This window comes from Candidatus Colwellia aromaticivorans (genome assembly GCF_003333305.1).
GTDB lineage: Bacteria > Pseudomonadota > Gammaproteobacteria > Enterobacterales > Alteromonadaceae > Colwellia > Colwellia aromaticivorans.
Window position 1 is genome coordinate 1 of sequence record NZ_QOLD01000090.1, and the last position, 23,905, is coordinate 23,905.

The following is a 23,905-nucleotide window of genomic DNA, read 5'->3' on the forward strand; positions in this document are numbered from 1 at the left end:
AGTTAGCTACTCAATTTAGAGCTCGTACATAAGTTCGCATTTAATTCTTTAAAAATAATTTTTATTGTTGACAAGGGGGAGTCCACATAAGCTACATCCATGTAGCGCCATTGTCGAAATCAATAACTCTGCATACAAGCCTTTTAAACTCGCCCTACGGGGATTCTGAATAATTCATTCTCGTCGTCGCATCTATTTTAAGGACGCTACATGGATGTAGCGTCACATAAAAAGGTGATAACGCCGTAAAAATGACCAAAAAATGCTGTCCGAAGGATTCAGCTAAAAGCGTTTTACTCTCTTTAAAAAAGGCGAACAAAATTTAACCGCGAAAGATCAACAGACCCTAGTAGCAATCTTAAATAATATTCAAAGGGAGTCTAAAGTAGACAGCTAATACGACAAAGTAATAATTACAAAAAGTATACATTGTGTTAAGGCTTGAAATTTGTAACAATTTACCTCATAAATATGATTATATTTATAGCTAATCTTATAAAATAAAAATAAAAAATTTAGCTATTATAAATCACTCTAATAATAATAAACTTATGGATAATCTATGCAGAACTTAAGCTATCACAGCTTGATTTTATTGCTTTTTACTGTTTTATTAATAAGCCCTACAATAGCAAAAACCTCAAATCAGAAAAACACACTAAAAAATAGAATTAATTTAGAGTCACTTCAAATTCCTTTTGAAAAAAACACCATAATCATTGATGGTGAATTAAATGATGATCTATGGTCTAACGCGTTATCGATAAAATTAGATATAGTCAATAGCCCATGGAATAACTTACCTAGCCCAGTTAAAACCACTGCTAAACTAATTCAAAATGGCAAGTTTCTTTATATTTCCTTTATTGCCTATGATCCTGATCCTACAAAAATTCAAGGTTTCTTAACCGATCGCGATAAAACATGGTTACAGGACACAGTCGGTATAAAACTCGATACCCATAATAATAGACGATTAAATTACTCCTTTTTTGTCAATCCTTATGGTGTTCAAAATGATGCTACTTATAATGAAATAACTGGAAAAAACAACACCTCATGGGATGGGCTTTGGTATGCCTTTGGTAAAATAACTGAACAGGGCTACCAAGTAGAAATGGCTATTCCCTATAACATTTTAAACTTCAAAGCAGACGGTAAGAAAAAAAAATGGGCTATAGAATTAGTACGAATTTATCCTAGAGATACAAGTTTACGTATTTCTCATGTACCCCTTGAACGAGATAATCCTTGTTGGTTGTGCCAGTACCCCGAAGCTACCGGCTTTGAAGAAGCAGAGATAGGTCAAAACTTACGATTAATACCAAGACTTACTGCTAGCAGAGATGAGACTCGAGATATTTACGCAAACAGCAATGATCCAAATAGTGATTGGAGCGGTGAAAAAGATATTGAAGCAGGAGTGGATTTACGTTGGGGAATAAACGCAAATAATTTACTAAATGCCACATTAAACCCTGACTTTTCAACCGTAGAAAGCGATAGCGGTCAACTTAGTGTAAATACCAACTTTTCATTGTTTTATGAAGAGAAACGCGCTTTTTTCTTAGATAACAGTGATTATTTCAGTAGTGATTTTGACTTAATATATACTCGAAACATTGCCGTTCCTGATTATGGAGCCAAATTAACTGGTCGTATCGACAAACACAGTTATGGCGCATTCATAACCAATGATACTGAAACAAATATCTTATTACCGGGCAATTTGCGTTCAAGTTTAATGACTTTAGCACAAGAAAGCCACGCTGGTGCCTTACGTTATAGGTATGACTACAATAACGATTTAACGATAGGCACCTTAGCAACATTGCGCACCGCCGATGATTACCATAATTATGTCGTTGGGCTTGATGCGCGTTACCGTCTATCTCAGTCTAGTACAATTAAAGCACAGGTATTGAATTCTGAAACACTGTATCCAAAAACATTCAATAATAGTGCTGACCCCAGCAATGATAGTTTTAGTGATCACGCTTTTAAACTTAACTTTAATCATGATTCTGAGTACTGGCTTATTGATTTAGACCATCAAAATATTGGCGCTGATTTCAGAGCTGATTTAGGGTTTATGCCCAAAGTCGATATTAAAACCGATGACGTTTTTGTTAAAAGAGTTTTTTATTCTTCACCAGACAGTCAATGGCAAGAAGCTGGCGTTGCAGGGGAATGGAAAATTATTCATAACATTAATAATGAACTTATTGAACGATTATTAACGGCCAGTTTTAGTATTGATGGCCCGATGCAATCTTTTTATGAACTCAGTTTAATTCATGGTGAAAAAGTAGGTATTCGCTATGATGATACAATAGCCGATATTGATGGTAATACTTCTTCCTTTAATGAAGACCAAATAGAGCTATATGCTAACATTAAGCCTAATACTCGTACCTTTTTATCACTAGAGTTAACTATGGGTGACAAAATTGATTATGCTAACGATCGTTTAGGGGATTTAATTGAAATAGAAGGTAATGTTGCTGTATTTCTTACTGATCATTTAGAATTTGATTTTTACCAAACCTATAGCGAACTCGATTCTAAAAATAGTACCAACAGTAATAATAATGTTTATGTTGCGCATATTTCTGAGTTACGTTTGTCTTACCAGTTTGATGTTCAAAGTTACTTAAAACTTAGCTTAGTTTACAGTGATGTTAATAGAAACCCAGATAACAATAACGTTATTAACTCAATGCAAAGTAAAAGTTTATCAAGCCAATTAATTTACGCCTATAAACTTAACCCACAAACGGTATTCTTTTTAGGGTATTCTGATAACAGTTTTCGAGATGATGATGTAACTAAGTTAACGCTCGCAGAAAGAACTTTTTTTACAAAAATCAGCTATGCATGGTCACCCTAATATAATGATTCACTACCCTGGGTATTGTTAATAAAAGCGTTTTTCTAACATCAATTACCACACTAGTCGATACTATACCCGCTCCACTTGAAGATGCGCGTTTCAGGAAGTCTGAGCGATTCATAATCAAGGCACATTTTTTTATTAAGGGTCATTCCCTTAAAAATAAATGTAACGCAGAGTATGATTTGCTCAGTCTTCCCCAAAGGGCTGGTTTAGAAACGCTTTATACTGCGTTATTGATTTTGATAAGGGAACAACCATTCTCTTCAATCAATGCTTTGCTTACATGGATGTAGGTACTTAGGTTCAGTCGGGAACTATGAACCTGTGCCTAAAGACATTTCTAATTCCAGCTGAATCATGCATCTTCAAGTGGAGCGGGTATATATCGTGAATAGCTTGTCTATTGGAACTCCAATAAATTTGAATAAAATCAATAGTTCCATGGCTAAAATCAAGCGAAAGCAAGTTGAGTTGGTAATGCTAATAGCAAACCAAACAAAGACTTACTCACTTTACAAGAAAACACCCTGAAAAATTGAATCTGCCGTATGTTATTACTTACGAGCCTGCTAATTAAATCAGTGCTTTAATACCCTGCCCTAACCCTGCTAATGTGAGCGGATACATCTTATTATCAACGAGCCCTTTCATTATATTAATAGAAGCATAATAAGGCCATTGCGCTTCGTTTTGGGGATTAAGCCAAATAACCTTATCAAAATGGTCTGTTAACCTTTTCATCCACACGTTGCCTGCTTCTTCATTCCAATGTTCAACACTGCCACCAGGATAGGTAATCTCGTAGGGCCCCATCGTTGCATCACCAACAAAAATAACTTTATAATCTCGGCTATAAGTATTCAGCACCTGCAATAGATCAATTTTTTCACTACGCCTACGATTATTATCTCGCCATACATTCTCATAAAGGCAGTTATGAAAATAAAAAAATTCTAAATGCTTAAATTCGCCATGAATTGCCGAGAATAGCTGTTCACAGACCTTGATGTGATCATCCATAGAGCCACCAATGTCAAAAAACATTAACACTTTTATCGCATTATGACGCTCAGGCTTCATTTTAATATCAAGGTAACCGGCATTACGCGCTGTAGCAGCAATGGTCTCGTCAAGCGCTAATTCTTCACTACTACCAGTACGCGCAAATTGACGTAACTTACGCAAAGCAACTTTAAGGTTACGCGTGCCTATTTCAACATTGGCATCCAAGTTTTTAAATTCACGTTTATCCCAAACTTTAGTGGCGCGACGATGTCTTGATTCATCTTGCCCTATACGAATTCCCTCAGGGTTATAACCATAGGCACCAAAAGGTGATGTGCCGCCAGTACCAATCCATTTATTACCCCCTTGATGGCGTTTTTCTTGCTCTTTCAAACGTTCAGCTAATGTTTCCATTAACTTATCTAATCCGCCCAAGGCTTTTATTTTAGCCTTTTCTTCGGCGCTCAGTTGTTTTTCAAAATGCTTTTTAAGCCAATCTTCTGGTATTTCTGATAAATCTAATTCAAGGCTAGCAACGCCTGTAAAGTAATCAGCAAAAGCACGATCAAATTTATCAAAATGAGCTTCGTCTTTAACTAATATAGTCCGACTAACACTATAAAAATCATCAATACTAGCAAACACTACGCCTTGCTCTAAGGCACGAATTAAGTCGAGTAATTCTCGCAGAGTACAAGGCACTTTGTAGTCACGTACCTTACAAAAGAAATCAATTAACATTACTTTGCTCTTTTCAGTCTAACGTTGGCCACGGTGCATAAAAGCAAGCTTTTCAAACAAATGCACATCCTGCTCATTTTTTAATAAGGCGCCATGTAATGGAGGAATAACTTTTTTCTGACGTGTTTCATGCAATACTTCAGGAGAAATATCTTCAGCAAGCAAGAGTTTTAACCAATCAATTAATTCTGACGTTGACGGCTTTTTCTTTAAACCCGGCATATCACGTAAATTAAAGAATAACGCCAGTGCTTCATCTAATAATTTTTGTTTAATCTTAGGGAAGTGAACGTCAACAATGGCTTGCATCTCAGTTTTTTCTGGAAAACGAATATAATGGAAAAAACAACGACGTAAAAAAGCGTCTGGTAATTCTTTTTCATTATTTGACGTGATGATAATGATGGGCCTTTGTTTAGCGACAATTTTTTCCTGTGTCTCGTAAACAAAAAATTCCATTTTATCCAGCTCTAACAGTAAATCATTAGGAAATTCTATATCCGCTTTATCAATTTCATCAATCAACAATACCGGACGATTATCACTAGTAAATGCATGCCACAATTTACCTTTAATAATATAGTTGCCAATATCTTTTACTTTCTCATCACCTAATTGGCTATCTCTTAAACGCGACACGGCATCATATTCATATAAACCTTGCTGTGCTTTTGTTGTTGACTTTATATGCCAGGGAATAAGTTCAACACCTAAACTAGCCGCTAGCTCTTCTGCTAACATGGTTTTTCCTGTGCCCGGCTCTCCTTTTATTAATAAAGGTCGCTCAAGAGCAATAGCTGCATTGACTGCTAACTGTAATTCATTTGAGGCGATATAATTACTGGTGCCTTGAAAAGCGCTCATATTCAATTCCTAAAATTTCATGATCATTTTTTATGAAAAGTACTAGAAAACTAGTTATTTATTCCATAAATGCATATAAGTTATAACAAAATATCACTTCTTTTTTTGCTATAAGAGACTAATCTTACAAGTATACTTAAATGAGTTCAAAATAGCCCATAGGATTTCACCATGTCTAACATATTTGAAGATAATTCAACCTCCATCGGTAATACACCTTTGGTAAAGCTTAACCGTGTTATTGCTAGTAAAAATAGTGATGGCACTCCTACTGCCACAGTATATGCAAAAATAGAAGCGAGAAATCCAAGTTTCAGTGTTAAATGTCGCATTGGCGCTAGCATGGTTTGGGATGCTGAAGAGAAAGGCCTGTTAACGCAAGGTAAAGAAATCGTAGAGCCAACGAGTGGGAACACGGGTATTGCCCTTGCCTTTGTTGCTGCTGCCCGTGGATATAGCATTACCTTAACTATGCCAAGTACCATGAGTTTAGAACGTCGTAAATTACTTTCAGCTCTTGGCGCAAAAGTAGAGTTAACTGACGGTGCTAAAGGGATGAATGGCGCGATAGCAAAAGCACAAGAAATCAAAGATTCAGATCCCGATAAATATGTACTTTTAGGACAGTTTGATAATCCTGCAAACCCAGCTATTCATGAAAAAACCACTGGCCCTGAAATTTGGCGTGATACGGATGGAAAAGTAGACATTTTAGTTGCAGGTGTTGGTACAGGCGGCACAATTACAGGTACGAGCCGTTATTTAAAATTAACGCAAGGTAAAGCGATAAGTAGTATTGCTGTTGAACCGACAGACTCACCAGTCATTAGCCAGAAACTAGCCGGTGAAGAATTAAAACCTGGTCCGCACAAAATCCAAGGCATTGGTGCTGGCTTTATACCTGGTAACCTTGATTTAGCAATGGTCGATGGTGTTGAGCAAGTGTCTAATGATGATTCAATGGCAATGGCACATCGCTTAATGAAAGAAGAAGGTATTCTTGCCGGTATTTCATCAGGTGCCGCGGTAGTTGCCGCTAAACGCCTTGCTGAGCTCCCTGAAAATTCAGGTAAAGTAATCGTCGCTATTTTACCTAGCTCTGCAGAACGTTATTTATCTAGCGCTTTGTTCAGTGACAGCTTTTCGGATAAAGAACTAGTACAATAACTGTACTTTAACATTCTTTATTAAAAAGGTGCTTAGGCACCTTTTTTATTGCCTATGTATATTATCTACATAGGTATAAAAGAGTATGTTGTTATCCCCCAATTTACGTTATGCTTGCATGAACTTCCTGAATTTAAATACTATTATTCTTGTTATGACCAAAATTAATTTTCTAATTTTACTTACGCTTTTTCTTGTTAGTGCTTGCGGTAGCGGTAAAGAAGAAATAACTAAAATCGATAACCCTGAATTAGTTGCAGTTGCCTTTTTTAATGCGCTTTACAATGAAAAAAATGTTCAAAAAGCAGCATCAGTTTGTGATCCTAAACTAGCACGCCTGTTATTACACTACCGTTCTTCACAAGCAATTGCACGCCATCTATTTAATATGTCTTATGACAAAGTTGAGATAAAACCAGATGACAGCGGCGTAAAACTTAGAAAGCAATTTAAAAATAAAGCAACAATAATCCTATATTTTGATGGATATTACCAAGAAAACCATTTAAAAGACGTTAAGCGTATTTCACTAGTACAAGTTGATGGTAGAAAATGGGTAATTAATGAAATACTAAAAGACCCTTTTTAACTGAGCAGAATGATTTTGAAATTCACCTTTTTAATACAATTATTTTTTATAATTATAATTTTATTGCCTTTTTATAACCACGCATCAAAAAAAGATCCGCTTCCTATAGATAGTTATTTTACCCAAACATGGGACACTCGTGATGGTTTACCCCATAACGGCATTAATGCGTTAACACAAACGAGTGATGGTTATTTATGGATAGCAACATGGGAAGGCTTTACCCGTTTTAATGGCAGGGAATTTAAACTGTTCACTCGCGGTTCAAAAGCAGGTTTACCCGATTCAGCAATAAAAAGTTTAACAGCCACTCAAAACGGTGAACTTTTAGTTTCGGGGGCAAGAGGAGGTATCTCTATTCGTAAAAATCGAGAATGGCAACCTCAATATAGCGCATCAACTATGGTGAACCACGCTATTTTCGATAACAAAAAAAATATTTGGTTAGCTTTAGAAGGTAAAGGACTTGTCTATAGAGATGTTACTACCAAACACGATGACACTATTATCGGTAACCTAAGAGCATTTAAACTACTTATTGATGCAGAAAACACATTATGGGTAGCAACAAATAATGGTTTATATTCAGTAAAAAACAAAACGCTAGTCAGTCATTTTAATGAACATTTTGGATTACCTGACGCGCCAGTATTATCATTACTTCTTACCAGTAACAATCAGCTTATTGTGGGCACCGAGCGAGGGGCTTTTATTCTCGATAACGGCTATTTCACTCCACTTCATCAAGAATTATCCCATGAAGCAGTTACCAGTTTATTAGAAGATAAAAATAATGATATATGGTTTGGTACACAAAAACATGGCGTTTTTCGTTTAAGTGATCATGGCATAGAAAAACTTGATGATAACAAAGGCTTACCTAACAACCGAATATCCTCACTTTATCAGGACAAAGAGGATAGCATTTGGGTTGGCACTAGTAGTGGTTTATTTCGCTTAAGAGAAGCTCCTTTTATTACTTTAACCTCAAAGCAAGGCTTATCCGGAGATTATATACGAAGTGTTTTAGCCCATAGTGATGGCAGTTTATGGGTTGGTAGTAGTCAAGGACTCAATAAATTACGAGGAAAAAAAGTCGTATCTATTTCACCTACAGAAATAAATTCAAAAGATGATACATCAGTAAAATCTATTTTAAGCTTGGCGCAAGGACAAAATAACCAAGTTTTGGTGGGTACCTATAATAGCGGTGTTTATAAAGTAGTAGGTAATACTATGCAGCCTTTTTTCAATAAAGAGCAAGGTTTGCCAAGTAATGAAGTGAGATCAATATTATTCGATTCTAACAAAAACATATGGATTGGTACTGCCACAGGGCTTGTTAAAATTACAAACGAAGGCCTAATTAGCCAATTTAATAAACAAACAGGTTTGCCTGATAATTTTATTATGGCATTAACTGAAGATTCTCATGGAAGAATTTGGATTGGCACTGGTATAGGCGTAGCTTCGTATCAAGATGGAATCATACAAACCTATCGCCTTAATGATGAGTTTAATGCTGAATATGCCTTTGGCTTTAATGTTGAAGACAATGTTATTTGGTTAGCAACCGACCGTGGGCTAATACAGATAGATTTGCTTACAAATGACATTAAATCTGTCAGCCGAAAAAATGGTTTGCCAATAGATAAGTTATTTCAAGTAGTTATCGATCATAATGACACATTTTGGCTAAGCAGTAACCGAGGTATTATTAAAGTTACCCGAGAGGAAATAAATAAAGCTGTCGCCAATCAAGATGAAATAATTAACTATGAAATATTTGCACAAGGCGTTGGCTTATTAAGTTCACAAGCAAATGGTGGCTCAACACCCGCAGCAACACTCCATAACGATGGTAGTGTTTGGTTTGCTACAGCAAAAGGTGTAAGCCAAGTTACTCATCAACGCTTACAAAGAATGTCTGAAAGGCATCTACCTGTACTTATTGAACAACTTATTGTCGATAATCAAGAGTACCCTTTAAAACTTAAAGGAGAAAACAAAGCACTAAGTCATGTTAAATTGTTAGCTGGTGCATCGCGTGTAACAATTCACTATGCAGGCTTAGGTTTTTTAATGTCTGAAAATATCCAATATCAAACGCAACTTGTTGGCTTTGATACCGGTTGGATAAATAAGAATAATCAAACGTACACTGAATTCACCAATCTCGCCCCCGGTGAATATACCTTTAAAATGCGCGCAAAATACCCCAATGGTAAATGGCAAAATCAAGAAGCAATGTTAACCTTCATCATTCCTTTTCATTTTTGGCAAACACTATTATTTAAGGTATTTATTATTGCTTCAGCGCTTTCTTTACTTTACCTTTTTTATCGCTATCGAATTGTTGTAATTCAACAAAGTGAAGAAAAGTTAAAGCGTTTGGTTGCAAAACAAACACTAGATTTTAAAAAACAAGCAACGTTGTTTTCTTATCAAGCTGTACATGATCAATTAACAGGCTTACCTAACCGGCGCGCTTTTGATGAATGGTGTGTTAGTGACTTTAAAGAAGCACAAGGGCATTCAACCCCATTATCACTCGCTATTATTGATATTGACCACTTTAAAATAGTAAACGACACCTATTCACATATTGTTGGCGATCAGGTTATTAAAGCTTTTGCCACGATATTATTAGAATTATTACCCAGTTGCTCGCAACAAGTTAAACTTGCCCGCTGGGGAGGTGAAGAATTTACGTTACTCATTTGTGCAAATAAAGAACAAGCAATGCATTTTTGTGAGCTAATTCGTACAACAATTGAAAATAATGATTTCTCTTCTATTGCACAAGATTTGAAGCTGACAATTAGTATTGGTTTAACAGATAATAGTAACTTAGTTGAATATAACCAAATGATCACCCTCGCAGATCATGCGCTTTATTATTCAAAACATAATGGTCGAAATCAAGTGAGAGTTTATCAATCAAATGATCATGAAAATAACCAAAAAATCACGCAACGAATAACTAAAGTGACTCGGAATAAAAAAAGAGAATAGCTTAATTTTGTAGTGCTATATCCATTGATCAAATATAAACTAACGCTAATATCGCTACACAATACCAAAATACCAAGTTAAGCTTTCAAGTTGGTGACTGCAGAATATGGGACTACGTAAGTAATGAAAAAGCACTAATTGATGCAAACATTTGCAGTGTTGAGTAAGAGTAACCGAGTTTGAATTGCCAAAAAAAGCTGCAAAAACAATCTCGAAAGATCAACAGCTCCTAAATAATGACAGCTTTAAAATAACACTATATTAGAGACAGTATCAATTAATCAACGTGCCTATGTAGATGGTTCAGGATCGTCATCCCCGTAGTGTTTTAATCGGGGATCTAGTGTATTAAGCGCAATAGATCTTCGATAAGATACTTCGAAGATGACGGTTACAGTTACACCCTGAGTTAACTGCATAGCCATGTTAATCAATTAATTGATACTGCTCACGTAAAACATCAATAATTTCTGCTTTTGGATTATCACTCAGCACTATTTTTTCACCGGTAATTTTTTCTGCAATATCAATGTAAGTTTTAGAAACATTCATCAATACAGCTTCTGGTAGAACATTGTCACGTGCTAGGGCTTCACGCTCACTCATACGCGTTTTATTTAATAGAATGTCTGGATCAGGAAAATGATTTAATAGTAACTGACGAAAACCCTCTTTAGAGTTTTCAACAACTTTGCCTGCACGGTATTGCTCACCATCCCAGATACGAGATGAGTCAGGCGTGCCTACTTCATCCATATAAATTAACTTTTCATTGCCTTCTCTATCTTTAACATAACCAAATTCAAATTTTGTATCGACAAAAACCTGATCAAGTTTTGCTAGCTCCGTCGAGATAACATCATAACCTTGTGTTAATAACTTTTCATAAAGCGCTATATCATCCAATGATTTAAAATTAAATGCTTCAAAATTATCTTCGATGTTTTTACGGGTAATATTGACATCATCAACCGCAGGAACGCCTGGAATATCTGTCAATATGCCTTTTGTTGACGGTGTTTGTAATAACTCAGTCAGTTTTGAGTCTTTCGTTAAACCTTCACTGATTTCAATACCACAAAACTCTCGCTCACCTTTTTCATATGAACGCCACATTGAGCCGGTAATATATTGACGACAAATCGCTTCAATCATCACAGGTTTTGCTTTTTGTACAATCCAAACAAACGGATGTGGAATATCTAAAATATGGCTATCAGCAAGACCTTGTTCTTTGAACAATTTAAACCAATGGTTAGAAATAGCATTAAGCGCGGCTCCTTTGCCAGGTACGCCTTTCATACCGCCCTCACCTTGCCAGATACAATCAAAGGCAGAGATACGGTCACTAATAACCATAATAGCTAAAGGAGCGTCTTTAGGGACGTTATAACCTTTTTCTTCAATTAGTCGTTTGCTATCAGCTTCAGTTAACCAATATACAGAGCGCACTTTGCCGCTATGTACAGGTGCATCGGTACGGATAGGTAAATCGTTATTTACCGCTAAAACTTTATCAGCTAGATTCATGGTATTAGACCTTAACTTTTAGATTTAAAATTAATTGTAGCGAATAGTATCTTTACGGATTATCACTGAGGATAAAATAGTATTCGGTATAATTAATAACATTATTTAAATTTATCGTTGTTGAAGATATTTTGCAGGTAATTGAAATGAGAACAAGGAAATCACGCGGAGCTTATGAACATAAGTGAGCATGTTTGACGACGCTATCATGAAATTAGCAATAAAATATATCAACAAAAAAGAAAAGGACGCTAATGCGTCCTTATCTCAATTACAACTTTTCAATTCTTATGCAGCTAAAGAAGCTTGTGCTTTTTCAACTAAGAATGTGAATGCTGCTTTGTCATATACTGCGATGTCAGCTAGTATCTTACGATCGATTTCAATAGAAGCCTTTTTAAGACCATTAATGAATTTACTGTAAGATAAACCATTTTGACGAGCTGCCGCATTTATACGAGCGATCCAAAGCTGACGGAATTGACGTTTACGTTGACGACGATCGCGGTAAGCGTATTGACCTGCTTTAGTTACTGCTTGATAAGCAACACGATAAACACGACTACGTGCTCCGTAATAACCTTTAGCTTGCTTTAGAACCTTTTTATGACGTGCACGAGCTTGTACACCACGTTTTACTCTTGCCATTTTCTATTTCTCCTAATTAACCGTGACGTAAAAGTTTTTTAACTGACTTAATGTCAGCTGCAGCGATCATACATTTAGCACGTAAATGACGCTTAACTTTAGTACGGCGTTTAGTCAAAATATGACGTAAGCCAGCTTGTTTGAACTTGTAGCCATTAGCTGTTTTTTTAAAGCGCTTTGCAGCACCTTTATTGGTTTTCATTTTAGGCATGTGAATAACTCTCAAATTTATACCTTTACCTATAATAGGTAGGTATATGCCAAATATTAAGTAGCGAGGGCGAAACTGATTTTTATCACAATAAAGCGAGAATAATCAATTTACTTGCAAGCCTGTACTACCAGCGTAAAGATAAAATTGGTGAATGAGCGCATAACTCGAAACTCAATTACTCGAATCTCGAAACTGCGCTAATTACTTGTCAAACCAAGGATTATCTATTTTTAGGGGCTAAGACCATCACCATTTGACGTCCTTCTGCTCTACGCGGAAAGAATTCAAGTACGGTTAGTTCTTCTAAATCGTTTTTAACACGAGTAAGAAGCGCTAAACCGAGCTCTTGGTGGGCCATTTCACGGCCACGGAAACGTAATGTAACCTTGACCTTGTCGCCGCCTTCTAAAAAGCGTTTCAGGTTACGTAATTTCACCTGATAATCGCCTTCATCTGTACCAGGTCGGAATTTAATTTCCTTTACCTGTATTTGTTTCTGGTTTTTACGTTGTTCTTTTTGTTCTTTAGCTTTTTCATAGATAAACTTACCGTAATCCATGACGCGACAAACGGGAGGTTTGGCGGTTGGGCTTATTTCAACAAGATCCACACCGGCTTCATCAGCTTGATCAAATGCTTCATCCAATGAAACAATGCCGCCCGGCTCTCCGTCAAACTTAATTAAACGAACTTCGTTGTCAGCAATACCTGTGATTAACTCATTTAAACGATGTGCTGGCTCTTTTTGCCCGCCTCGTTGTCCACCTTTAATAGCCATGTTCCTCCTACAGAAACCTTTTTTATTTACTTATAAATTGATCTTTCTTCCGACTTTTTTGTCAAAAGTGCTCATTGACGTTCGTCAACTCCGCGCTTTTTCCTCAAATTCGAAAAAAATCTCGACTTTCTAAGTGATAAAATCATTTGCCACTTAGAAATATTAAATTATGTTATGGTCCGTTCGATACTAATAACTCGAAACTCATCACTTATTTTCTCGTTTTTACTTCTTCGCTTAACTTAGCGATAAAGTCATCAACAGACATTTTTCCTAAATCTTCACCACTTCGAGTTCTAACAGCAATTTCACCTGCTTCCATTTCTTTGTCACCTACAACTAACAAATAAGGAACTCTCTTTAAAGTGTGCTCGCGGATTTTAAAGCCTATCTTCTCATTTCTCAAGTCTAGTTTTGCTCTAAAGCCATTTTCTTTTAGTTTTTTAACAACTTTTTCACAATATTGACCCTGTTTATCGGTAATATTCATAATTGTTGCGTGAATTGGCGATAACCAAGTTGGAAATTTACCTGAGTACTCTTCAATTAAAATACCAATAAAACGCTCTAATGATCCTAAAATAGCTCTGTGGATCATTACCGGAGTATATCTTTCGTTGTTTTCACCAACATAAGTTGCTCCTAAACGCTCTGGCAAAGCAAAATCAAGTTGTACTGTGCCACATTGCCAACCACGACCTAAGCAATCCATTAAGGTGAATTCAATTTTAGGACCGTAGAAAGCGCCTTCACCTGGTAAATATTCAAATTCAATATTGTTATCAGTTAATGCTTGAGCAAGACCCGCTTCGGCTTTATCCCAAATATCATCACTACCAATACGTTTGTCAGGGCGTGTTGATAACTTAACGGCAATGTCTTCAAAGCCAAATGAGCCATAAACATCATAAACCATTTTAATGCATTTACTTACTTCGTCTTGAACCTGTGATTCCATACAAAAAATATGCGCATCATCTTGAGTAAAACCACGCACACGCATTAAACCATGTAAAGCACCTGATGGTTCATTACGATGACAACAACCAAATTCAGCCATACGTAATGGTAAATCACGGTATGATTTTAAACCTTGATTAAAAATTTGCACATGGCCTGGACAGTTCATTGGTTTAATTGCATATTCACGCTTCTCAGAAACCGTTGTGAACATGTTTTCTGCATATTTTTCCCAATGGCCTGATTTTTCCCAAAGTACGCGATCCATCATTAATGGACCTTTTACTTCGTCATAATCATATTCATGCAATTTTTCACGAATAAATTTTTCTAGTTCAGTGTAAATTGTCCAACCATCATTGTGCCAAAACACCATTCCCGGAGCTTCTTCCTGCCAGTGAAATAAATCTAATGTTTTACCAATTTTACGGTGATCACGCTTTTCAGCTTCAGCAAGACGTTGAATATACGCTTTAAGCTGTTTTTTATCTGCCCAAGCGGTACCATAAACACGTTGCAGCATTTTATTGTCGCTATCACCGCGCCAATACGCGCCAGCAAGTTTCATTAACTTAAAATGATGACAATGGCGCATGCTTGGCACATGTGGGCCTCGACACATATCTACATATTCTTCATGATGATATAAAGCAGGCATATCATCTTGTGAGATATTTTCATCTAAAATCTGAATTTTATAGGTTTCGCCACGGCCAACAAAGGCTGCGCGCGCTTCTTGCCATGTGCCTACTTTTTTCACTACCGAATAATTAGACCGTGCTAACTCAGTCATGCGTTTTTCAAGCTTAACTAAGTCATCCTCAGTAATGGTATGTTCTAAGTCAACATCATAATAAAAGCCATTATCAATAGTAGGACCAATCGCCATTTTAGTGTCTGGCCATAATTGTTTAATTGCATGACCTAATAAATGCGCACAAGAGTGACGAATAATTTCTAAACCTTCATCATCTTTGCTAGTAATAAGTTGCAAGCTAGCATCATTTTCAATTAATTCGCAGGCATCAACTAAATCACCATTGATACGGCCAGCAATGGTTGCTTTAGCAAGACCAGGGCCAATATCTAAGGCGACATCCATTACCGATACAGCGTTATCAAAAGAGCGAGTCGAACCATCAGGGAGAGTTATTATAGGCATGAAATTTTCCTTATCAGTGGCGGCACATACTAGGCGTCGCTTGAAGTCTATTAAAATAAGGCGGGAATTGTAAAAGCCTTGCTGTTTATACACAAGTGTTTTAATAGACTATTTCACCCTAAAAAAGAAAAAACAGCAATAAAACAGCAAAAAGCAGTTATTATTTAACATGCCTATGTAGATCAATCAGGAAAAGCTTACTATTGACAAAGAATGTCATTCCAGCGGTGTTTTAGGCTGACGTGGCATGGATGCCACTTATTAGACTATGCATGGAGTACATAGTCCTGAATCCAAGCAAAAAACAATGGATCTTCGACAAAAGACTTCGAAGATGACGTTATTAATGAACTCCTGAGCCAAGTGCATAGGCATGTTATTTAATTAAAACAAATAGCTATTTTCAAATAGTACTCGTTTCATTAAGCTTATGCCCTTATTGTGTGTAGGGGAGTATTTCAGGGCAATGCGCGATTCACTATATAATAGACTATTGAACTTGAGAGCAATGCTGCCTTAGAGTATTTTATTCCAGCTCACGTAGGTAATAGTTTAGTAAACAGAGTTGATAAATTCATTTCAACAACTTAATTAGATAAGACGATATTATGACTATAAAAAATACCACTACAGTGCGTTGTTCTTTTGACATTTAACGTATTTAAAGCAATAAAAGTTATAGTTATTGCTTTCATTATTACTTTCGTCATTAGTGACGCTTGCCTTGTAAAAGCCGCTTCTTTGACATCTGAGTTACCATGGAAAAAATGGAAGCAATCTAAGCACCTCAATGTCAGCTCAAGAATATCAACGATTGATCAATTAACCGAAATAAAAGTAACGGCATTGGTAAACTCTAGTCTGTCAGGTTTTTTGTTATTTATACAAGATGTCAAAAACACACCAGCCTGGTTAACCAACGCAAGTAGCAGTAAAGTAGTTAAAAATTTTTCAGCAACTGAACATATCTTCACTGTTAATTTTTCTGCTATTTGGCCATTAAAACCCAGACACTTACAACTTCATTCACATTATTGGCAAAACAGTGACTTATCAGTAGAAATACAATTAAAAGATGATTTTAGTGTTGAAATAGAGCACAAAAATACAGTACGGGTTAAATTTTATGAGGGGCATTGGTTGCTCACCCCAATACTAAATAACAAACAACAAAAACAACTCATCATTGAATATACTTTTATCGCAGATGGTGGTGGAGAAATGCCTAAATGGTTTGCCGATCAATTAGCATTAAAGTCAATTTTGAAATCAATGAAAAAGATGAACCAACAATTACCACAATCTAAATGGCAGCAACAAACCATACCAGGAATTACCGAGCTAAGCTTGTAGCTTAGCTCTAGGATCATTTTCTACAGGCTTAACGTTTACTACCCGTTACTCCTTTAACATTGACAACGCCATCGCTTCAGCGATTTTAATACCGTCAATGCCTGCCGATAAAATACCTCCTGCATAACCCGCGCCTTCACCGGCTGGGTATAAGCCTTTGGCATTTAGGCTTTGTAATGTTTCTCTATCACGTGTTATTTGAATAGGGGATGATGTACGCGTTTCTACTGCGGTTAACGTCGCTTCACTCATAGAAAAGCCTTTAACCTTTTTCTCAAATGCAGGTAAAGCCTCTCGAATGGCGGTAACAGCATAATCCGGCAATGCATCACTTAAATCACAATACGTTACGCCCGGTTTATACGATGGCGTAACACTACCGTGCTCACCACTTTTTCTTCCCGCTAGAAAATCACCAACCAATTGCACTGGAGCATCATACGTTGCGCCACCCATATGAAAAGCTTGTTGTTCTAGTCGACGTTGAAATTCAATGCCAGCGAGAACCGAATCATCTTTTGCGGCAAATTTACCTTGGGTAAAATCTTTCGGCTCAATACCGACAACAATCGCACTATTGGCATTACGTTCATGTCGTGAATATTGGCTCATACCGTTAGTCACTAAATGCCCTTCCTCTGATGCTGCGGCCACAACAGTACCGCCAGGGCACATACAAAAGCTATAAACAGAGCGACCATTACTACAATGATGCACTAACTTATAATCTGCTGCGCCTAATATTTCATTGCCCGCATTTTGACCAAAACGAGCCTCATCAATAACCGACTGTTCATGCTCTATACGAAAGCCAACTGAAAATGGCTTAGCTTTGATATAAACACCTTCTTCATGGAGCATTTTAAAGGTATCACGCGCACTATGACCTATCGCTAAGGCAATATGACTTGTTTCAAGATGTTCACCACTAGCAAGGGTTAAACCAGTAACTTGTTTGGCGCTAAAGCCTGCGAGTGCATCTTCATCAAATGAGACTGTGTCATCATTTTCAAAATGTATTTTTTCAACTCTTTGTTCAAAACGAACTTCGCCACCTAACTCAAAAATTTTCGCTCGCATTTTTTCGACCATAGTCACTAATTTAAAAGTACCTATATGTGGCTTACTAACAAATAATATTTCTGCTGGAGCACCTGCTTCAACAAATTCATTTAGCACTTTACGACTATAATGTTTAGGATCTTTAACTTGGCTATAAAGTTTACCATCAGAAAAAGTGCCTGCGCCGCCCTCTCCAAATTGAACATTTGACTCAGTATTCAATATTTTTTTACGCCAGAATCCGAAAGTGTCTTTAGTACGTTCACGTACTTCTTTACCTCGTTCCAACACAATAGGTTTAAAACCCATTTGCGCTAGTACTAAACCGACAAATAAACCGCAGGGTCCCATACCAATCACTACTGGGCGTTGCTTTATTTGCTGTGGTGCACTCGCTACAAAGTTATATTCCATATTGGGTGTTAGTTTTACATGAGGGTCTTTGCTAAGTGTCTCTAATAACTGTTCATCTATGTTAGTACTAATATCGAGCGTATAAATAAGCAAAATCTTATTTTTTTTACGCGCATCATAACCACGTTTAAAAATGCTAAAGTCAACTAATTGGTCTTTAGTTATCGCCAGTTTTTTAAGTATTGCTTGCTCAATGGCATCAGCTTGGTGATTCAACGGTAATTTAATATCGGTTAGGCGCAACATGGTTTGAAATCCAAAAATTAAGAAGAGTGATAAAATCTGACGCTATTTTACCTGATAGTTATGCTCAGTTAAAACAAGAGATTGAATTTAACGAAAAGAAAGGTATGATCGCCAACATTACTTACCTTCTATAGAGTCAAACATGACCTTTGTTGTTACCGACAATTGCATTCGCTGTAAATACACCGACTGCGTGTCAGTGTGTCCAGCAGAAGCCTTTTTTGAGGGGCCTAATTTTTTAGTGATAAGCCCCGATGATTGTATTGACTGTGATTTATGCCCTGTTGAATGCCCTGTGGGTGCTATTTACCAAGAAGATGATGTTCCTGATAATCAAAAAGAGTTCATTGCGTTAAATGCTGAACTTGCCCAAATATGGCCAAGAATTACTGAAGTTAAAGCCCCTCCTGAAGATGCGAAAAAATGGGATAACATTCCTAATAAATTGAAACACCTTGTGATTGACGAATAATCAAAATAAGAGTTATAGCCCTATAAGCAGTTTACATAAAAACAGCTATACTTCACCTATGTTTTGGGAAAAACCTTTCAAACATTGGTGATTATTATGTGGCATCTTATTGAACAAGCAATTAGTGCTGAGACAGGTGTGCCGTTTAAAATTGAAGAAAAAAATTCATTATCTGCTGGTCTTTCTAGCGGTAATCTTGTCGATGCTAATGATCAACCACTGAACCTTTCTTTTAAAATATCAGATATTAAACGCAGCTTTTTTGTTAAATTAAATAGTAAAGAAAATTTAATTAACTTTCAGGCTGAAGCCTATTCACTAAAACAATTAAAACAGTTAACTCATATTGCTTGTCCTGATGTGACGACTATCGGTCTTAGTTTAGACAAGAGTTTTTTAGTACTTGATTATATAAATTTCAGTAAGGCAAGACCTGTACTTTGGTACCAGCTCGGGCAACAATTAGCTCAAATGCATCAAGAAACCTCTCATGGTCAATTCGGCTGGCAACATGACAATTTTATTGGTAACACTATTCAACCAAACCATTGGAGCAGTAATTGGACTACATTTTTCTCACAGCAACGCATTGCATGGCAGCTACAACTACTTTCTGAAAAATCAGTGATTCTCGGCAACATAGAGCACATCGCTAAAATCTGTCATGACGTTTTATTACACCACTATGTAACACCTTGCTTAGTGCATGGTGACTTATGGCAAGGCAATACTGGTTTTACTTTTGAACAAGGCATGATATTTGACCCGGCTTGTTACTATGGTGATCGAGAAGTAGATGTTGCCATGACCGAATTATTTGGCCAATTCCCCGATGACTTTTACCATGGTTATCAAGCAGAGTACCCGCTTGATGATGGCTATGAACGGCGAAAAATTGTATATAACTTTTATCATATTCTCAATCACGCCAATATATTCGGTGGCATATACATAGAACAAGCGAAAGCGACACTATCTCGTATTATATCTATGACAGTTCACTGATTGAGATCAACATAATGATAATAATTAACACTTAAAGGTGGAAGTTTAACTCAAACACACCATACTTATTTAACGAATAAACTTGTAAATTAATATTTAAATTATTGGTAAACTTTATGACCAAAAATATTAGCGAAAAACGCATTGAGTGCCCCCACTGTGGACACCATATAAGGGTAGCCATTGACTCATCTGGTGGCGATCAAAATTATTACGATGAATGCCCTGCTTGCTGTAAAGAAATTCATTATCAACTACACATTGATGAATATCATCAAAAAATACAACTAGCCATTGATAGTGATGACGAACAAATTTTTTAAACTCACATGCAGACCATAATTTATACCTCTAATACCATTTACATTAATTAAGGTTACAGAATTCAATGAGAATAAATTTTCAAGAACACAGGTTTTTAGTTCCAGACAAAACCTAAGTATCTACATCCATGTAAGCAAGGCGCTTGATTGAGTAATAGCTGGCTATTGGGATTGAAAGCAACGCTGTTATTGGATATTTAAGCCATTTAAAAATGAGCACTTGGTTATTGTAATTGGTATAAGTTAAGCCTTGCTTGAACAGTACTTATTCAATAACATGGCGCTTCGTATATTCTCTTTGATTCTTTCAGTCTAATGAACTTTGCCTCTTTTTCCATCCATACAAGAAGTTTACTTAAACTCGCCTACCCTATTTTAATTGCCCAGTTAATTCAAAATTTAATGGGCTTTGTTGATATTGTAATGGCTGGACGTGTTAGTTCTATCGATATGGCCGCTGTTGCCGTAGCAAATAGCATTTGGTTGCCATTAATATTGACGGTTTATGGTTTGATCATGGCGCTTGCCGCCATTGTTTCCCAACTTGCTGGCGCAAAAAACTACAGTGCTATTAGCGAGCAAACCTATCAAACCGCATGGATAGCGCTAACGTTAGGTTTATCAATTATCGGTCTTTATTATATTATTGCACCGATAATTTACCCCCGCATAGAATTAGAGGGTAACTTAAAGCCTTTATTATTTGATTATTTACAGTACATTGTTTGGGGCGCACCCGGTTATTGTCTCTACCTTGTGCTGAGAAATTACTCCGAAGGATTGTCATATACTAAACCAACAATGATAATAAGCATCATTGGTTTAGTAATTAACATTCCAGCGAATTATATTTTTATTTATGGTGAATTTGGTGTCCCTTCCTTAGGTGGTGCTGGTTGTGGAATAGCGACAGCAATAGTTTACTGGGCTATGTTTATCAGTATGGTCATTTATACTTATAGATCAAAAATATTAAAAAAAGCGTCTCTTTTTGAAAAGTTCTACTGGCCTAACTTAGCTGAAATTAAAAACATTCTACTATTAGGTATTCCAATCGCACTATCATTACTTTTTGAAGTAAGTTTATTTGCTATCGTCGCCATTATTTTGGTGCCCTTTGGCGCTGAAGTTGTCGCAAGCCATCAAATAGCACTTAATTTTACCGGACTAATATTTATGGTGCCACTGAGCCTTGCCATGGCAACTACCATAAAGGTTGGCTATGCAATTGGCCATAGAAACCCTCAGCAAGCAAAAGACTATACGCTTTACTCCATTATTCTAGGCTTAATACTGGCACTATTTACAGCAACAATTTCGGTTGTTTTTAGAGAATACATTGCTGGAATTTACACCACCGAAGTCCCTGTTATTGCGTTGGCTGCAAACCTAATGTTACTGGCATCTTTATATCAATTCTCAGATACTGTACAGGTTGTTTCTGCTGGAGCGCTTAGGGGATATAAAGACACTAAGGCTATTTTATACATTACCTTTGTTTCCTATTGGTTAGTAGGTTTAACTGTTGGTTTAATTTTAGGAGTTACTGACTGGATTATTCCTAGAATTGGCGCTTATGGATTTTGGATTGGGTTTATCACCGGTTTAACTACCGCAGCAATTTTACTTGCTTGGCGCTTAAACGTAATTCAAAAGCGGGTAGCGAATACCTATGCAACAGCCACTTAGAATTAATGCTACAGTAGTTTTTATTCGCTTTGCTGCTGTAAAAACAAGCAATCAAACTAAGTTTCTGCCTATTTAGGTAAAAGCACTTGCAAGCAAGATAGTTGAAAGCTAACATAGCCCCGTTGAATAATTCAACGGGTAATAATTACCAAGTAAATTATGCTCGCTTAGCTCAGTTGGTTAGAGTACTTGCATGACATGCAAGGTGTCGCAGGTTCGAGTCCCGCAGCGAGCACCAAATTAGGGTTTAATAACCCTCTAAAAGAACCCGTAAAGCCCATAACCAAAGGTTTTACGGGTTTTTTTATGTCTAAAGCTATTTCATACGGTTCCGTGACATCCTCACTTTTTAGGAGTACTTTTAGGAGTACCAGACAAATCTATCAACTTGCGGTACTCCAAAATGGCAAAATTAACAAAACCACTAACCAATACAGAAGTAAAACAAGCAAAGGCAAAAGAAAAGGTTTATAAGCTTAGTGATGGTGGCGGTTTACTGCTAAGAGTAAAGCCGAATGGTTTTAAAACGTGGATATTTGATTACTATAAACCCCACACAAAATCACGTACTAGCATTGGTTTTGGTGCTTACCCTGAAGTTTCTTTAGCTGAAGCCAGAAAAAAGCGTGTGGCCGCAAGAGAGCTTTTAGCTAAAGATATTGATCCCAAAGAGCATAAAGACGATAAACACCGTGAACAATTACTTTCCGCCAGCAATACCTTTAAAAGTGTAGCGACTGATTGGTTTGCTATAAAGCAAACTACCATTGCAGAAAATACCGCTAAAAGCCTATGGCGCAAGTTTGAAAATCACGTATTCCCCAAGCTTGGCCACCGCCCTATTGATAAGATCTTAGCGCCTGAAGCTATTGAGGCATTAAAACCCTTATCCGCTAAAGGTAATTTAGAAACTACAGGAAAGATCATCGGTCATTTAAACAATGTAATGACTCATGCGGTTAATACGGGGATATTACATCATAACCCTTTGTCGGGTATCCGCAGCGCATTTCAAGCCCCTAAAGTAACAAACATGGCAACTATTAGACCCAATGAATTAGGTAAGCTCATGAGTGATATAAGCTACGCCAGCATTAAGTTAGTCACTCGATGTTTACTTGAATGGCAATTGCATACCATGACCCGACCTAGCGAAAGCGCTAAAGCTGAGTGGTCAGAAATTGATTTAGAAAATAAATTGTGGGTTATTCCTGCGGAACGCATGAAAATGCGATTAGAGCATAAAGTACCACTATCACCACAAGCAATTGAAATATTAGTCCGGTTAAAACCGCTAAGCGGTGACAGAACACACCTATTCCCTTCTTATATCAATCATCATAAACATTGTAATGTTGAATCAGCAAATAAGGCGCTAAGCCGCATGGGTTATAAAAATAGGTTAGTGGCTCATGGTCTACGCGCTTTAGCTAGTACCACATTAAATGAACAAGGCCATGATCCTGACGTTATTGAAGCAGCCCTTGCCCATGTAGATAAAAACGAAGTAAGGCGCGCTTATAATCGTGCTGAATACCTTGAGCGTAGGCGAGTGTTAATGTGCTGGTGGTCACAACATATTGAAAATGCCGAAACGGGAAAAGTTAACATTGAAGATAATATTAAGCATTTGAATATTGTTTAAGCAATTAATACTCAAATAACCGCCTAACAACCTCTGAAATAAGAGGTTTATTCATCATTTTATTTGCTCGGCACTCCTAATAATGAAAGTCACCTTATTTTATGAGGTGACTTTAGGCTGTTTATTC

At 36.8% G+C, this 23,905-nt stretch carries 18 protein-coding genes and 1 tRNA gene; 11 read left to right on the top strand and 8 right to left on the bottom strand.

Annotation, left to right across the window (positions count from 1 at the left end):
- Nucleotides 1-562: 562 nt before the first annotated feature.
- Complete coding sequence (locus DWA31_RS14525) at nt 563-2,890, top strand: carbohydrate binding family 9 domain-containing protein (protein ID WP_114327301.1); 2,328 nt, start codon at nt 563-565, stop codon at nt 2,888-2,890.
- 579 nt (nt 2,891-3,469) lie between these two features.
- Here the strand turns inward: DWA31_RS14525 and DWA31_RS14530 are convergent.
- The gene (locus DWA31_RS14530) at nt 3,470-4,642 is read right to left on the bottom strand and encodes a vWA domain-containing protein (protein WP_114327302.1); all 1,173 of its coding nucleotides are present in this window, start codon (nt 4,640-4,642) and stop codon (nt 3,470-3,472) included.
- An 18-nt stretch (nt 4,643-4,660) separates the two neighbouring features.
- The gene (locus DWA31_RS14535; RefSeq protein WP_114327303.1) at nt 4,661-5,506 is read right to left on the bottom strand and encodes an AAA family ATPase; all 846 of its coding nucleotides are present in this window, start codon (nt 5,504-5,506) and stop codon (nt 4,661-4,663) included.
- Between the two features lie 171 nt (nt 5,507-5,677).
- On the opposite strand from DWA31_RS14535, the gene cysK reads away from it, so the two are divergent.
- The 3 genes from cysK to DWA31_RS14550 all read left to right on the top strand — a co-directional run bounded on the left by cysK (nt 5,678) and on the right by DWA31_RS14550 (nt 10,277).
- Nucleotides 5,678-6,673: a cysteine synthase A gene (cysK, locus tag DWA31_RS14540; protein WP_114327304.1), complete on the top strand. Its 996-nt coding sequence runs from the start codon at nt 5,678-5,680 to the stop codon at nt 6,671-6,673.
- Between the two features lie 85 nt (nt 6,674-6,758).
- Nucleotides 6,759-7,262, top strand: a complete 504-nt coding sequence (locus DWA31_RS14545) for a hypothetical protein (RefSeq protein ID WP_245942633.1) — start codon at nt 6,759-6,761, stop codon at nt 7,260-7,262.
- Nucleotides 7,263-7,325: 63 nt separating this feature from the next.
- The gene (locus tag DWA31_RS14550; RefSeq protein WP_168427360.1) at nt 7,326-10,277 is read left to right on the top strand and encodes a ligand-binding sensor domain-containing protein; all 2,952 of its coding nucleotides are present in this window, start codon (nt 7,326-7,328) and stop codon (nt 10,275-10,277) included.
- Between the two features lie 426 nt (nt 10,278-10,703).
- Here DWA31_RS14550 and DWA31_RS14555 read toward each other — a convergent pair whose 3' ends face one another.
- The 5 genes from DWA31_RS14555 to thrS form a co-directional block, all read right to left on the bottom strand.
- Nucleotides 10,704-11,807: a phosphoribosylaminoimidazolesuccinocarboxamide synthase gene (locus DWA31_RS14555; protein ID WP_114327306.1), complete on the bottom strand. Its 1,104-nt coding sequence runs from the start codon at nt 11,805-11,807 to the stop codon at nt 10,704-10,706.
- Between the two features lie 288 nt (nt 11,808-12,095).
- Nucleotides 12,096-12,455, bottom strand: coding sequence for a 50S ribosomal protein L20 (rplT, locus tag DWA31_RS14560; RefSeq protein WP_011043699.1), 360 nt, complete (start codon nt 12,453-12,455; stop codon nt 12,096-12,098).
- A 16-nt stretch (nt 12,456-12,471) separates the two neighbouring features.
- On the bottom strand, nt 12,472-12,666 hold the full coding sequence (gene rpmI, locus DWA31_RS14565) for a 50S ribosomal protein L35 (protein WP_114327307.1): 195 nt from the start codon (nt 12,664-12,666) through the stop codon (nt 12,472-12,474).
- Between the two features lie 223 nt (nt 12,667-12,889).
- A complete protein-coding gene (gene infC, locus DWA31_RS14570) occupies nt 12,890-13,447 on the bottom strand; it encodes a translation initiation factor IF-3 (protein ID WP_114327308.1) in 558 nt (185 codons plus the stop codon).
- Nucleotides 13,448-13,658: 211 nt separating this feature from the next.
- Nucleotides 13,659-15,569, bottom strand: a complete 1,911-nt coding sequence (gene thrS, locus DWA31_RS14575; RefSeq protein ID WP_114327309.1) for a threonine--tRNA ligase — start codon at nt 15,567-15,569, stop codon at nt 13,659-13,661.
- 741 nt (nt 15,570-16,310) lie between these two features.
- On the opposite strand from thrS, the gene DWA31_RS14580 reads away from it, so the two are divergent.
- Entirely contained in the window at nt 16,311-16,922 is a 612-nt protein-coding gene (locus DWA31_RS14580) for an SRPBCC family protein (RefSeq protein WP_136038006.1), read from the top strand.
- Between the two features lie 45 nt (nt 16,923-16,967).
- On the opposite strand, the gene DWA31_RS14585 is transcribed toward DWA31_RS14580, so the two are convergent.
- Nucleotides 16,968-18,644, bottom strand: a complete 1,677-nt coding sequence (locus DWA31_RS14585; protein WP_114327311.1) for an NAD(P)/FAD-dependent oxidoreductase — start codon at nt 18,642-18,644, stop codon at nt 16,968-16,970.
- Between the two features lie 142 nt (nt 18,645-18,786).
- On the opposite strand from DWA31_RS14585, the gene fdxA reads away from it, so the two are divergent.
- The 6 genes from fdxA to DWA31_RS14615 all read left to right on the top strand — a co-directional run bounded on the left by fdxA (nt 18,787) and on the right by DWA31_RS14615 (nt 23,778).
- The gene (fdxA, locus tag DWA31_RS14590) at nt 18,787-19,116 is read left to right on the top strand and encodes a ferredoxin FdxA (protein WP_114327312.1); all 330 of its coding nucleotides are present in this window, start codon (nt 18,787-18,789) and stop codon (nt 19,114-19,116) included.
- Nucleotides 19,117-19,212: 96 nt separating this feature from the next.
- Complete coding sequence (locus tag DWA31_RS14595; RefSeq protein WP_114327313.1) at nt 19,213-20,121, top strand: fructosamine kinase family protein; 909 nt, start codon at nt 19,213-19,215, stop codon at nt 20,119-20,121.
- A 116-nt stretch (nt 20,122-20,237) separates the two neighbouring features.
- Nucleotides 20,238-20,444: a CPXCG motif-containing cysteine-rich protein gene (locus DWA31_RS14600; RefSeq protein ID WP_114327314.1), complete on the top strand. Its 207-nt coding sequence runs from the start codon at nt 20,238-20,240 to the stop codon at nt 20,442-20,444.
- Nucleotides 20,445-20,759: 315 nt separating this feature from the next.
- Nucleotides 20,760-22,133: an MATE family efflux transporter gene (locus tag DWA31_RS14605; protein WP_114327315.1), complete on the top strand. Its 1,374-nt coding sequence runs from the start codon at nt 20,760-20,762 to the stop codon at nt 22,131-22,133.
- A 161-nt stretch (nt 22,134-22,294) separates the two neighbouring features.
- Nucleotides 22,295-22,371 (top strand) — tRNA-Val (locus DWA31_RS14610).
- Between the two features lie 165 nt (nt 22,372-22,536).
- Nucleotides 22,537-23,778: an integrase domain-containing protein gene (locus DWA31_RS14615; protein WP_114327316.1), complete on the top strand. Its 1,242-nt coding sequence runs from the start codon at nt 22,537-22,539 to the stop codon at nt 23,776-23,778.
- Nucleotides 23,779-23,905 lie beyond the last annotated feature (127 nt).